Origin of the sequence: Mesorhizobium sp. M7A.F.Ca.ET.027.03.2.1, assembly GCF_003999175.1 — a bacterium.
In the GTDB taxonomy this organism is placed as follows: domain Bacteria; phylum Pseudomonadota; class Alphaproteobacteria; order Rhizobiales; family Rhizobiaceae; genus Mesorhizobium.
On the sequence record NZ_RZOM01000047.1, the window covers coordinates 1 to 12,579 of the forward strand.

The 12,579-nt window shown below is 63.5% G+C and carries 13 protein-coding genes; 6 read left to right on the top strand and 7 right to left on the bottom strand.

The window, feature by feature from the left end; genetic code table 11:
• The first annotated feature begins 235 nt into the window (after nt 1–235).
• From EN750_RS03945 to EN750_RS03965, 5 genes are all read left to right on the top strand, one after another.
• A complete protein-coding gene (locus EN750_RS03945; RefSeq protein ID WP_127380723.1) occupies nt 236–1,699 on the top strand; it encodes a phosphatidylserine/phosphatidylglycerophosphate/cardiolipin synthase family protein in 1,464 nt (487 codons plus the stop codon).
• 110 nt (nt 1,700–1,809) lie between these two features.
• Nucleotides 1,810–2,658 (top strand): endonuclease/exonuclease/phosphatase family protein, encoded by an 849-nt coding sequence (locus EN750_RS03950; RefSeq protein ID WP_127395686.1) that lies wholly within the window; start codon nt 1,810–1,812, stop codon nt 2,656–2,658.
• Nucleotides 2,659–2,721: 63 nt separating this feature from the next.
• Nucleotides 2,722–3,057 (top strand): hypothetical protein, encoded by a 336-nt coding sequence (locus EN750_RS03955; RefSeq protein ID WP_127395687.1) that lies wholly within the window; start codon nt 2,722–2,724, stop codon nt 3,055–3,057.
• Nucleotides 3,058–3,434: 377 nt separating this feature from the next.
• Complete coding sequence (locus EN750_RS03960; RefSeq protein ID WP_127395688.1) at nt 3,435–4,307, top strand: hypothetical protein; 873 nt, start codon at nt 3,435–3,437, stop codon at nt 4,305–4,307.
• A 225-nt stretch (nt 4,308–4,532) separates the two neighbouring features.
• Entirely contained in the window at nt 4,533–5,327 is a 795-nt protein-coding gene (locus EN750_RS03965) for a hypothetical protein (RefSeq protein WP_245482604.1), read from the top strand.
• Nucleotides 5,328–5,372: 45 nt separating this feature from the next.
• Here the strand turns inward: EN750_RS03965 and EN750_RS03970 are convergent, their stop codons facing one another.
• The gene (locus EN750_RS03970; protein WP_127395690.1) at nt 5,373–6,887 is read right to left on the bottom strand and encodes an aldehyde dehydrogenase family protein; all 1,515 of its coding nucleotides are present in this window, start codon (nt 6,885–6,887) and stop codon (nt 5,373–5,375) included.
• An 84-nt stretch (nt 6,888–6,971) separates the two neighbouring features.
• Here EN750_RS03970 and EN750_RS41430 point away from each other — a divergent pair, with 84 nt between their 5' ends.
• On the top strand, nt 6,972–7,103 hold the full coding sequence (locus EN750_RS41430; protein WP_281057362.1) for a hypothetical protein: 132 nt from the start codon (nt 6,972–6,974) through the stop codon (nt 7,101–7,103).
• Nucleotides 7,104–7,124: 21 nt separating this feature from the next.
• On the opposite strand, the gene EN750_RS03975 is transcribed toward EN750_RS41430, so the two are convergent.
• From EN750_RS03975 to EN750_RS04000, 6 genes are all read right to left on the bottom strand, one after another.
• Nucleotides 7,125–8,399 carry an RNA polymerase sigma factor gene (locus EN750_RS03975; RefSeq protein WP_127326696.1) on the bottom strand — a complete coding sequence of 425 codons (1,275 nt, stop codon included), beginning with the start codon at nt 8,397–8,399 and terminating at the stop codon, nt 7,125–7,127.
• Entirely contained in the window at nt 8,396–8,770 is a 375-nt protein-coding gene (locus EN750_RS03980; RefSeq protein WP_127270092.1) for a YciI family protein, read from the bottom strand. Before EN750_RS03980 ends, EN750_RS03975 begins: the two co-directional genes overlap by 4 nt.
• A gap of 107 nt (nt 8,771–8,877) precedes the next feature.
• On the bottom strand, nt 8,878–9,984 hold the full coding sequence (locus EN750_RS03985) for a DNA topoisomerase IB (RefSeq protein ID WP_127395691.1): 1,107 nt from the start codon (nt 9,982–9,984) through the stop codon (nt 8,878–8,880).
• Between the two features lie 99 nt (nt 9,985–10,083).
• Nucleotides 10,084–11,022, bottom strand: a complete 939-nt coding sequence (locus EN750_RS03990) for a glycosyltransferase family A protein (RefSeq protein ID WP_127395692.1) — start codon at nt 11,020–11,022, stop codon at nt 10,084–10,086.
• A gap of 143 nt (nt 11,023–11,165) precedes the next feature.
• Complete coding sequence (locus tag EN750_RS03995; RefSeq protein WP_127270501.1) at nt 11,166–12,050, bottom strand: transglutaminase family protein; 885 nt, start codon at nt 12,048–12,050, stop codon at nt 11,166–11,168.
• A 69-nt stretch (nt 12,051–12,119) separates the two neighbouring features.
• Nucleotides 12,120–12,579 (bottom strand): alpha-E domain-containing protein (locus tag EN750_RS04000; RefSeq protein ID WP_189526036.1); only part of this gene is annotated, 460 nt, incomplete at its 5' end.

Here is a 12,579-nt window from a genome sequence, read left to right on the forward strand (position 1 = left end):
CGTCAATAGAGGTGGTACCAAAGCATAAGAGCCCGAGCAGGACAGGACGATGCCAGGCTCTATGCTTCCCCTGGGTCAGGTTTGTCCTTCTGAACAGAATCTATCGGGGTGCTTCAACCCATCGATCTTTGCGGCCGGTCGAACTCTTCAGCCAAGGCCGCATGCCACCATCCACCGAATGCACGGCACGAGCGGCTGCATTGCCTTCTGCAACCGCTCGCTGGATAGTCTCGGCATGTTGGCGACCCTGGCGACTCACTGGCCGCAAATTCTGGCGATCATCTCCGTGGTGATGGCGACGGTCGGCATCGTCCATGCCGTCATGACCAAGGAAGATGTCCGCGCCGCCACCGGCTGGGTCGGCGTGATGGTGCTGTCCCCGATCCTCGGCGTGCTGATCTATGCCGTCGCCGGCATCAACCGCATTCGCCGCGCCACGATCACCGCCCAGCGCCCGTTTGCCGATGGCGCGGTGTCCGCCAAGCACGAGCGCGACGTCGCTGTCGAAGAGGCCCTGATCGTCGAGCGCTACGGGCAACGGTTCACGGGCTTGCGGACATTGGGCGACAGGGTGGCGCGGCGCGCGCTCAATCCTGGAAATGCAATCGATGTGCTGGAGACCGGCGACGAGGCCTATGCCGCCATGTGCGCGGCCATCGATGGTGCCGAGCGCAGCGTCCTGCTCGAGACCTATATTTTCGACAATGACGCCGTCGGCCTGCTCTTCGTCCAGGCGCTTGCCGGCGCCGTCCACCGCGGCGTCACCGTCCGCGTGCTGATCGATGCCGTCGGCGCCCGCTACTCGGTGCCGAGCATCCTGGGGCATTTGCGCGAGGCCAACATCCCCGCCGATGTCTTCAACGGCAACATCGTCATGGGCCTGCGCCTGCCCTACGCCAATCTGAGGACCCACCGGAAGATCCTGGTGGTCGACGGCATCGCCGCCTTCACCGGGGGCATGAACATCCGAAAAGGCTTCTCCGCCGAATTCGCCGGCTCCAACAGCGCCAGGGACACGCATTTCCGGGTGACCGGTCCGATCGTCGCCGACCTCTTTTCGGTCGCCGCCGAGGACTGGCGCTTCGCCACCAACGAGGCGCTGAAAGGCGACGCCTGGCGCATCGCCCCGCTGGCGCCGTCGCCAGGCGCACCGATGATGGTGCGGGCGGTCGCTTCCGGCCCGGATGCCAGCAACGAGACCAACCACAAGCTGCTGATCGGTGCATTCTCGGTCGCCCGCAAGTCTATACGCGTGATGTCGCCCTATTTCCTGCCGGATCGGGAACTGATCAGCGCGCTGATCACCGCCGGCAGGCGCGGGGTCGAAATCGACATCGTGGTGCCGGCGGTGAACAATCTTTTCCTCGTCGACCGCGCGATGATGGCGCAGTTCGATCAGGTACTCAAACACTATTGCCGTGTCTGGCGCACCGAGGGACCGTTCGACCATTCGAAGCTGCTTTCGATCGACGGCGTGTGGGCCTATGTCGGCTCTTCCAATCTTGACGCCCGATCGCTGCGGCTGAATTTCGAGATCGACCTGGAGGTGCTCGATGCCGGCTTTGCCAGCGAGATCGAGGCGCGGATCGGGTCGGCGATCGCCTCCGCCGTGCCGGTGACGCTGGAAGCTTTGCGAGCCCGGCCGTTTCTTATCAGGCTGTTCGACCGGGTATTGTGGCTCGGTTCACCCTATCTCTAAGGCGGAGGTGCGCTTGAGGAACTCGTCCGTCATGGAACATACGCGGAAATTGACTATTTTCACTGTATCCGGCTTCTGAATTGATGCCAGCGAGGACGAGCAGCACAGAGATGCACAGAATTGGACGCAGCCTCCCGGCAAGCATGCTTCTGTCCCTTCGTGACCGCCGGATGCAGAAAGCCAATGCCGCCGCACTCAAGACGACAGCCACCACCGGCACGCTGGTTGCCTCCTACAATGTCCACAAATGCATCGGCGTCGACAGGAAATTCGACCCGGAACGGATCATCCGCGTCATCCGCGAAATCGATCCGGATCTCATCGCGCTGCAGGAAGCCGACAATCGCTTCGGCGACCGTAATGGGCTTCTCGACCTGCCTCGGCTCGAACGGGAAACCGGCCTGGTTCCGGTGCCGATTTCGGCCACCGGCAAGGGCCATGGCTGGCATGGCAACGTCTTGCTGTTCAAGAAGGGCGTCGTTCGCGACGTGCACCAGATCAAGCTTCCGGGACTGGAGCCGCGCGGCGCGGTGGTGGCGGAGATCGACCTCGACGGAAGCCAGACGCTGCGCATCATCGCCGCCCATCTTGGCCTGCTGCGCCGCTCGCGCTCCCAGCAGGCGCGCGTCGTGCTCGACCTGATGAACAGCCCGGACGAAAGACCGACCTTGCTGCTCGGCGACCTCAACGAATGGCGACTTGGCAACCGCTCCGCTCTCAACACACTGCATGCAACGTTCGGCCCGCAGCCGCCGGCGGTCCCCACCTTCCCGTCGAACCTGCCGCTGCTGGCGCTCGACCGGATCATGGCCAACAGGCACGGCATGATTGCCGCCATTAACGCGCATGACACGCCGCTTTCGCGCGTTGCCTCCGACCACCTGCCGCTGACGGCCTTCGTACGCCTGGAGCGGGGAGACGATAACGCCTTGATGTCTTCCGCGTCGCAAAGCGTGTAAAAATTAGACGGAACGCCCAGTTCTTCCCCGAGTTAATATGTCTCGAACGCGCAGGAGGACGAGATGAAAAAACTGATTCTGGCTTCCCTGTTGGCATTGGCCGCGACAGCGGCGATCACTGCGCCGACGCAAGCGGCAAGCGTGACCATCCAGTCCGACGATGACGACCGATATTTGCCGGATGACGATTCCGATAGTGGGATCGTTATTCGCCGTCACCACCGCGATCGCTATTACGACAATCAGTATGATGGCGACCAGGACGTTCAGTACGACAATGGCGGATACCGGTACGGCGAATATCGCCGCCACCACCGGCATCACCGCTGCCACATCGAACTGGTCAGGCACTGGCGCCACCACCACAGGGTGATCGAAGAGGTCCGCATCTGCGGCTGATGTCGATCGTACCAACCGGCCGGCCAAAGCTGGCCGGTTTGGTCGCGTATTGGGGGCGAGAGATGATGCCGCCATGGATCAGTTGAAAACGCCCCTGCAGACTGACGCGCGGCGCGGTTCGCGCAGCTGGATTACCTGGCTGATTTTGTCGCGATTGCACTTGGCACGGTAACTCACTCTCCACCATCCCCGTCAAGCCGCAGATCTCCGGCCCGCTTCCCAGGGCATGACAACCGGTTAGCGGACCCCACCATGAACCGGTCGTGGCCGGCCCCATGTTCGGGTTGGGCTTGCTCTTCGCATTCGGTGCCTCTGGACACAGCTGTCGAAGGCTGGAAAATGTGGACGCGACTCCGCTGTTGGAGTTAACTCGGAACATGAGGAGGAAGGCGCTGAATCTGGAAGACATTGCCGGCCATCCGGCCCTGCATCGCTGTGTCCAGGCACAGTCGTTGGCGCTGATCGACATCTATGAAACGAGCCCGCGACTGGCTTCCATTTTCGCCACGCAGCAGCGTTGGCTGATGGGTCATGTCGGCCTTGCCATGCATTTCAGGCGCGATCCGCACGACCGCCGCAAGGAGCTGACGGTATCGCGTTTCATCGAGTTCGTACACCAGCACGCGGTGGCCAGCCGCAACACGGCGGACGCTTTCATCAAGGAGATGCTGCACTATCATGTCGCCGAGTATGTTTCGGGTGGCGACGGGCGCACGCACCCCTTGCAGCCAACGGCGGCAACCGTGCAGACTTTCACCGGCTGGGTCCTTGCTCATCTGCAGACGCTGGATCATCTCGATGGTGCCGACCGGCTGGCCAGGTTCCTGGAGCGGCCCGATACGGTTGCCAGGCTGCAGCCTCTGGTGGCGGACGGCCTGCTTGCCTCCAAGCCGGTGCGTGAGCCCAACCAGACCTTTTCCCTGTTCATCTGGCTCAACAATGGCGGCATCGTCATGGACTGGCTGATGTCGGGCATCGACCCCGATCATGCCGGCCTGGACCGGATTCCGACCAGCGTGGTTTCGATCGGAGATTTCGCCAGATGGCTCAAGCTGTCGCGGACCCACCTCGCCCGCAAGCTGCGCGCTGCCGAGGAACTCGGCAGCGTCGGCTGGCTCGGCCAGCGCGGCCATTCGGTGATGTGGGTGTCGAACACCTTCTACCAGGAGTACATGACCGTCCAGGCCGCCAAGCTGGCCATTGTCGATGCGGCATTCGCCGCCTGTTTTCCAGTCCCGGAAGACCGCTGAGGGTCGGCGCGATCGACATCTGCCCGGACCGAGAACATTGTCTCCTGGCGATCATAACCTGTTATAGACAGGGCGCGTCTGGACACGGGCCGTGAAGGCTGAAAATGTGATCTGCGTCTTCGTGGCCGTAAGGCTGGATCGGAGCATGGGGGGAATGACGCAGACCTTTGACCATATTGCCGGTCACCCGGATTGCATCGCTGTGTCCGTGCCCAGGCGCAGGCGATGATCCAGGCCTATGGGATGAACCCGAGGCTCGCCTCGATATTTGCCACCCAGCAGCGCTGGTTGATGGCGCATATCGGCCTTGCCCTGCATTTCAGACGGGAGCCCGATGATTACCGCAAGCAGTTGACGGCGGCGCGTTTCATCGACGTCATCCGGGAGAATTCCGTCGCCAGCCGCAACACCGCCGACGCCTTCCTCAAGGAGATGCTGCATTACAATTTCATCGAGCACCTGCCGGCAACACAGGACGGCCGCATCCGCCCCATTCAGCCAACGGTGAACACGCTGGAGACGGTTGCCGGCTGGATGATGGCGCACCTGCACACGCTGGACAGTCTCGACGGTGCGAACCGTCTGGCGACGTTTCTGGAGCGGCCCGATGCTCTCGCCAGGGTGCAGCCGCTGGTGGCCGACGGCCTGATCTCCTCCAGCCCCGTGCGCGAGCCCAGGCAGACCTTTTCGCTGTTCACCTGGCTCAACAATGGCGGCGTCGTCATGGACTGGCTGATATCGGGCGTCGATCCCGACCATGCCGGCCTCGCTGAAATACCGACCGGCGTCGTCTCGATCGGCGATTTCGCCAAATGGCTCAAGCTGTCGCGAACCCACCTGGCACGCAAACTGCGGGATGCCGAAGACCTCGGCAGCGTTGGCTGGCTTGGCCAGCGCGGCAATTCGGTGATGTGGGTGTCGGGCGACTTCTACCGGGAGTACATGACCGCCCAGGCCGTCAAGCTGGCTATCATCGATTCCGCATTCGTCGAGGCCTTTGACTACCCGGCAGGCAGCTGACCGGTGCGGCATTCCCGTGCGGGGATGCCCAAGCCGACGAGCCCTTCAGTCGATGTCGAACGACACGCCCTGGGCGAGCGGCAGCGCCTTGGAATAGTTCACCGTGTTGGTGGCCCTCCGCATATAGGCCTTCCATGCGTCGGAGCCGCTCTCGCGGCCGCCCCCGGTTTCCTTTTCGCCGCCAAAGGCACCGCCGATCTCAGCGCCCGAGGTACCGATGTTGACATTGGCAATGCCGCAATCCGATCCGTCGACACCCAGGAAACGCTCGGATTCCTGCAGGTCTCGGGTGAAGATCGACGAGGACAGGCCTGCCCCCACGGCATTGTGCTCGTCGAGCACCGCGTCGAAGTCCGAATATTTCATCACGTAGAGGATCGGCGCGAAGGTCTCTTCCGTCACCGGTGACACCTGGCTTGGCATTTCGACCAGCGCCGGGTGCACGTAGTACGCATCCGGATGGCCGTTCTCGACCCGCGTGCCGCCGGTCACCTTGCCGCCATGGGCAGCGGCTTCCTTCAGCGCCTTCTGCATGGCGTCGAAGGCCGCCTTGTCGATCAGCGGCCCGACCAGCGAGGAGGTCTCCAGCGGATTGCCGACAGACACACTCTCGTAGGCCTTCTTGAGGCGCGGAACCAAGGCGTCGTAGACGCTGTCATGCACGAACAGGCGCCGCAGCGTCGTGCAGCGCTGGCCGGCCGTGCCCATCGCTCCAAAAGCAATCGCGCGCAGCGCCATGTCGAGATCGGCGGTCGGGCAGACGATGCCGGCATTGTTGCCGCCGAGTTCCAGCACCGCGCGCGCAAAGCGCTTGGCCAGCCGCGGGCCGACGTCACGGCCCATGCGGGTCGAGCCGGTTGCCGAAACCAGCGGCACTTTGGGGTGATCGACCAGGATCTCGCCGACGGCGCGGTCGCCGATCAGCACCGGCGCCAGGCCATCAGGTGCGTCCGCGCCGAAGCGCTCGACCGCACGCTTGAAGATAGCCTCGCAGGCAAGTGCGGTCAGCGGCGTCTTTTCCGACGGCTTCCACACCACCGCGTCGCCGCAGACCAGTGCCAGCGCGGCATTCCACGACCATACAGCCACCGGGAAGTTGAAGGCGGAAATGACGCCGACGACGCCGAGCGGATGCCAGGTTTCCATCATCCGATGGCCTGGGCGCTCGGTGGCGATGGTCAGGCCGTACAATTGCCGGGAGAGGCCTACGGCGAAATCGCAGATGTCGATCATCTCCTGCACTTCGCCGAGGCCCTCAGACGGGATCTTGCCGACCTCGATCGAGACCAGCCGGCCAAGCTCGGCCTTGTGCGTACGCAGCTCCTCGCCGAGCAGCCGCACCAGTTCGCCACGTCGCGGGCCGGGCACCATACGCCAGGCCTGGAAGGCCTTGTGCGCGGCATCGATCACCTTGGCCGCGTCAGCCGGCGAGATCGTCCTCAGCGCCGCGATCTGCTCGCCCGTCACCGGGCTGCGCACGATCAGGTCGCCGCCGACAAGCGTCTCCTCGGCCACACCCAGTTTCGCCAGCAGTTCGGTCGTTTCGTTGCCTATCGTCATTCTTGTCCCTTTCAGATTCCGTCGCTCATAATTCATGTCGCCAAAAGTGCCCCCGGTTTTGGAACAACGACATGCACAAAAGGCATGCCGGTCAAAGCCTGGCGCCATGCTGCCCGCGTGCACAAAGGCACCTCAGGCACGATCATCGCGTGGCATTACTCGTTTCAAGGGAAAATCACCACCCCGGCATGGTCCAAGCCCAAACTGCACGATTGAGCCAGATGGGGCAGATGGCGCTCAGTTTGCCTTCTTGGCCGCTGGGCGTACCGCACCGTCCCTGATCAGCCGGTCGATATGCATGCGGATATGTGCCGCTTCCGCCGCCGTGTTTGCAAGCGCTATGGCGCGGTCGAAGGCGACGCGCGCCTCGTCGCCCCGGTCGAGCTGCATCAAGAGGCCCCCCTTGAGGCCGAAAAAATGGAAATAGCCGGAAAGCCGTTCTTCCAGCGGCTCGATCATGGCCAGCGCCTCTGCCGGTCCACGCACCTTCGAGACCGCGACGGCCCGGTTGAGCGTGACCACCGGCGACGGCTGCATCTGCTCCAGCAAGCGATAGAGCAGGTCGATCTCGTTCCAGTCGGTATCCTCGGCCCTTTCGGCCCGCGCGTGCAATGCGGCAATCGCCGCTTGCACCTGGTAGGGGCCGGGCTTGCGATGGCGTAGCGCCTTGTCGACCAGCGCCAGCCCCTCATCGATCATCTTGCGGCTCCACAGGCTGCGATCCTGGTCTTCGAGCAGCACGATCTCGCCGCTCTCGTCGAAACGGGCCGGTGCGCGCGCATGCTGCAGAAGCAACAGCGCCGTCAGCCCCATGATCTCCGGCTCGGTCTGGAACAACCGCAGCAGGAGCCGTGCCAGCCGGATCGCCTCCTCGCACAGCGGTGCGCGGGCCGGCGCCTCGCCGCTGTTGGTCGAATAGCCCTCGTTGAAGACCAAGTAGACCATGGCGGCGACGGCGGCGAGCCGTTCCGACCGCTCGACCGCGCCCGGCGTCTCGAACGGCACGCCGGCGTCCGCAATGCGCGCCTTGGCGCGAGTGATGCGCTGCTCCATGGCGCTTTCGCCAACCAGGAAGGCGCGCGCGATCTGCTTGACCGTAAGACCGGAGACGATGCGCAGCGCCACCGCGATCTGCTGCGTTGCCGGCAGATCAGGATGGCAGCAGATGAACAGCAGCCGCAATATGTCGTCGCGGTAGTGCGCCCCGTCCAGCCGCTCTGCGATATCGCTCTCGGCGTCCTCCAGATCCGAAACCTGGTCTTCCTCCGGCATCGGCGCCTGCTTGGCGCGCTTGCGCACCGCATCGATGCCGCTGTTGCGGCCGACGAAGATCAGCCACGCCGCCGGGTCGCGCGGCGGCCCGTTCTGCGGCCAGTTCTTCAGCGCCCTGAGGCACGCGTCCTGGAAAGCTTCCTCCGCCGTGTCGAGATCGCGGAAATAACGCAGCAGCGCACCCATCGCCTGCGGGCGGGCGGCGCTGATCGCGGAGCTTATCCAGGCCATTTCGGTCATGCGGAAACCTTGGCGGGATTGAAGATCGAGACCGGCCGGATCTCATAGGAGCCGCCGCTCGGGTTGACTTCGGAAAGCTCGCGGGCGAACTCCACCGCCTCGTCGAGATCGGCGCATTCGAGCGTGTAGAAGCCGAGGAACTGTTCCTTGGTCTCGGCGAACGGCCCGTCGATGACGACCGATTCGCCCTTGACCTTTCTCAGGGTCGTCGCGGCGGTCGTCGGCAGAAGCCGTGCCACCGGGCCGAGCCGACCAGCCTTGGCGTACTTGTCCTGAACGTCGAGGAGATTGGCCATGACCTCATCGTCCTGTGCCTTGCTCCAGGAGCAGACGACATCTTCGGAGGCATAGCAGAGGATTGCGTAGAGCATGGCTGGTCCTTTTCTCTGTCAAAGGACGAAACAGTAAGACCGATCCCGACACGACGTCGATAAAAAATCCAGATGTGGACGGATTTGGCCACGGCCAGCCGCGCCGGTCAGCTTTCTCCCAGTTTCAGCCATCGCAGCACGAGAGCTTCCTCGTCATCGAGACCATCGATGGAGCGTTTGCGTTTGTTGGCTTGCGCCATTTCATTCAGCAACCGCCCTTCGGACCACGCTTCGAAGACCCGCGGATGGATATAGCATTTGCGGCAGACGGCACGCGTATTGCCCAGCCGCTCCGCAACCTTGTCGATGACGCTGTTCATCGCCCTGTTTCGCTGCGCCTGGCTTTGCGGCAGTTCCGTTTGGGCAAACAGCGACGCGGCGTGAATGGTGCCGCCCCAGGTGCGGAAATGCTTCGAACTGAAGGCGTCACCGACCGCCTCACGGATATAGCGGTTGACGTCCTCGGAGCGGACCGGCCGCCTGTTGCCGTCCTCATCGAGATACTGGAACAGCTTCTGGCCTGGCAGGTCCTGCGCGCCGCGCACAATCCTGGCGATGCGGCGGTCGACCAGCTTCAGCTTCCACTCCTTGCCCGACTTGCCCTTGAAGGCAAAGCGCAGGCTTGAACCGACAATATCCACATGCCGGTCGCGCAACGTGGTCAGCCCGAAACTCTTGTTGTCGCGGGCGTAGGCGGCATTGCCGACGCGGATCATCGTGTTGTCGAGCAGCCAGACGACCGCGGCGACGACACGCTCGAACGGCAGGCCACGACGGCGCAGATCGCTGTCGATCCTGTGCCGCAGGTCCGGCAGGCTCTCGGCGAAAGCAACCAGGCTCGAATATTTGGCACCATCGCGCTCTTCGGCCCATTGCGGATGATAACGATATTGCTTGCGTCCGCGCTGGTCCCTGCCGGTTGCCTGGATATGGCCGTCCGCGTCCGGCGAAATCCACACATCCGTCCAGGCCGGCGGAATGACGATCGCCTCGATGCGGGCCCTGGTAGTGGCCGAAACTGTTCCTCCGTCCGGTCCCTTGTAGGAGAACCCCTTGCCTGTTTTCAGCCGCCGGATACCGGGCTCGGCATCACTGACATAGCTAAGCGACGCATGGTCGGCCGAGCTTTGCGCCCCGTTTTTGGGCGCACCATCTGGCGATACAGCGTCCTCGCCAGCCGGTCGGCTGGGCGACAATCCGGATTTTTGCAACATGTCGGCTCCACGCGAATTCCGTAGATAAGCCACTGGCCGACCGCTGGTTCCACCCGCCGTCCGAAAAGCGCCTCGCGCCGATATCGCGGTGGCTGGCGCCTACAGAGCGCCTTGCAGCTTGATCGGCGGCGCCGACAAACGCCGCCGCGCCGCGAGCTTGAACCTGTAGCGCAGGCAGCGCCAAGCTTCTGAGCGCCGCTTCGGCGCGGCCGCGGCTACCGCCAGGAAGCGCGCCGCGGTGCCCAGATCGCCGCGCGCATAGTGGACCCGGGCGATCTTGAGGGCGACAAGCCCTTCCCTGGCCTTGAGCGCCGACAACGGGATGTTGCAGTCGGTGAGTGTGCGCAGTTCCCGGCGCCAGTCCAGAAAGCGCCGCACCGGGTTGAGGGCAAAGCGGTCATCGGAACGTACCGGCGAAACCTCATAGACCATGACAGGTTGCGAAACCATGGCGAGCGATGCCTTGCTCATCAGCCGTGCCCAGAACAGCGTGTCCTCGTCATAGGCCATTCCGATGGGGAACCGCGTCTCGCCGATCAGGGGCCGCGATGCCAGAACGCTGCCCACGGCGACCGAACGTATGTCGCCTTTCACATAGGCCGAGGCATTTGCCAGGCACGCAGCCTGAAAGCCGTTCGGCATCTTGATCTGCCGGTCCTGGCCGTTCACCCGTCGCCGGTAGGCACCCACGATCATGTCGGCCTCCGGCTGCTCCCGGGCCTTGCGGAGCAGTGCGCGCAACCCGCCCCGCAGATGCAGGTCGTCGGCATCGATCAGGTAGACCCAGGAATAGACCGCTTCGGCCAGCGCCAAATTGCGGGCACCGCCTGCATCGCGGCATTTGGCCGACAGCACGCGCAGCGGCAACGAGAGTTGTGCCGCGGCCTCCCGCGCGATGGTTGCCGTGCCATCGGTCGACGCATCGTCGACCAGCAATATCTCGCCGATGATCTCGGCCTCGCTGCGTAGCGATGCCAGCGTTGCAGCAATGGTCGCCGCCGCGTTACAGGCAGGAATGACGACGCTGATTGCTCTCAATTACAAAACCTCGCGCCATGCGCTTGAGGATACAATTACCGTCACCCCGAAACGAATACAGACTAGCGGCCACATCGGTATTTGAGAAGCAGTCTTGTCCATCCCGAATTGCGGCGCAAATACCGCTGCGTGTACGACCTGCTTCAGGCTCTTTCGAGCACGACCGGAATGACGTCGACAGCTTGCTCGCCAACCTGTCCCCCCGTGGTCTTGAGCACGCCGACGATCGGCGCCACGTCCGAATAGTCGCGGCCGTGGCCGACGGTGATATGGTCGTTGCTGGCCCGCATGCCGTTGGTCGGATCGAATTCCTGCCAGCCCGCATCGCGCCCGCACCAGACCTTGACCCAGGCATGCATGGCATCGGCGCCTTCCAGCCGGGGCTTGCCCTTCGGCGGGATGGTGCGCAAGAAGCCGCTGACATAGCCGGCCGGAATACCGAGCCCGCGCAGGCCGGCGATCATGATGTGTGAAAAGTCCTGGCAAACGCCGCGCTTCAACTTGAAGGCATCACTGGCCCGGGTCCGCACCGTTGTCGCTTCGCCGTCATAGGTGAAATCGCGATGGATGCGATTGCACAGGCTCACGGCCGTGCCGGCGGCAGAGCCGGCGATGCTGTCGCGTGCGTAAGCGGTGATCGCATCGTCGATGCCGGCATGGGTGCTGGCCGTCAGGAAGTGGTGCGGTGCATCAGGTGCCAGAGACCGCATCGCGGCGAGCTCCTGCCTCAGCCGGGCGATATCGGGCGACACGTCGAGCCCGGGCTCGGGCCGAGACACCGACACGCGGGCGCTCATCCTGATGTCGAGCGCGTCATGCGCGTCGCGAAAGGCGATCGAGGTCACGTTGTTGCCGAAGAAATCGGAAAAGTCGGAACGCTCGTTGGGTGCCGGCGCAAAGGACAGGGATGCGGCGATGACACGCTGCACGCCTGATATCGTCGACGGCAGTACGCGCACCTGATGACGACCGCCGCCGGCCGCCGCAGCGTAATCGTAATGCAGATGAAGCCTGATGTCGTAGAGCATGTTCTATTTTTCTGCCTTTGCGCAGGTTCTTGTCGCAAAACCGTGCGACACTTTTGCGGAAGAACCTGCTTAGCCGAAATAGGCTTTGGCGAGGCTGTTGTAGAGGCCGCCGATTTCAAAGGCGAGGTCGTCCAGCGCCTTTGCCGTCATATCCGAAGGCTCCTTGATGGCGATCTGGGTGTTGAGCTGCAGGATTTCCTTCGCCGCCGGCGACATTTGCCCCTCGCCGCCGAGCGACGGCAACAGGCCGATTTCGGCTTTCAGCCTTTCGAGTTGGAACAGGATCGAGCGCGGATTGAGCGGATCGAGCGCCAGCAGGTCGATCACCGTGCGCCGACCGGCCTGCACCGGATATTGGCGGCGATGGGTCATCACGCTGTCGCCGATCTCCAGCATCATGTCGAGCGCGCCGTCCGGCGCCTTGGCGCTGGTCAGCCGCGACAGCGTGCGGGAGATCTGGATACCGCGCTCCAGCCGGCGGCCGATCTCGAGGAAGCGCCAACCGGCGAAGCGGTACATGTTCTCGTGC

Excerpts from the sequence above, each read along its gene's own strand:
- EN750_RS03960 (WP_127395688.1), top strand. The coding sequence starts at position 3,435 with ATGAGGAGGAAGGCGCTGAATCTGGAAGACATTGCCGGCCATCCGGCC.
- EN750_RS41430 (WP_281057362.1), top strand. The coding sequence starts at position 6,972 with ATGCCGGTCAAAGCCTGGCGCCATGCTGCCCGCGTGCACAAAGGCACC.
- EN750_RS03995 (WP_127270501.1), bottom strand. The coding sequence starts at position 12,050 with ATGCTCTACGACATCAGGCTTCATCTGCATTACGATTACGCTGCGGCG.
- EN750_RS03970 (WP_127395690.1), bottom strand. The coding sequence starts at position 6,887 with ATGACGATAGGCAACGAAACGACCGAACTGCTGGCGAAACTGGGTGTG.
- EN750_RS03965 (WP_245482604.1), top strand. The coding sequence starts at position 4,533 with ATGATCCAGGCCTATGGGATGAACCCGAGGCTCGCCTCGATATTTGCC.
- EN750_RS03985 (WP_127395691.1), bottom strand. The coding sequence starts at position 9,984 with ATGTTGCAAAAATCCGGATTGTCGCCCAGCCGACCGGCTGGCGAGGAC.
- EN750_RS03955 (WP_127395687.1), top strand. The coding sequence starts at position 2,722 with ATGAAAAAACTGATTCTGGCTTCCCTGTTGGCATTGGCCGCGACAGCG.
- EN750_RS03980 (WP_127270092.1), bottom strand. The coding sequence starts at position 8,770 with ATGCTCTACGCAATCCTCTGCTATGCCTCCGAAGATGTCGTCTGCTCC.
- EN750_RS03945 (WP_127380723.1), top strand. The coding sequence starts at position 236 with ATGTTGGCGACCCTGGCGACTCACTGGCCGCAAATTCTGGCGATCATC.
- EN750_RS03975 (WP_127326696.1), bottom strand. The coding sequence starts at position 8,399 with ATGACCGAAATGGCCTGGATAAGCTCCGCGATCAGCGCCGCCCGCCCG.
- EN750_RS03950 (WP_127395686.1), top strand. The coding sequence starts at position 1,810 with ATGCACAGAATTGGACGCAGCCTCCCGGCAAGCATGCTTCTGTCCCTT.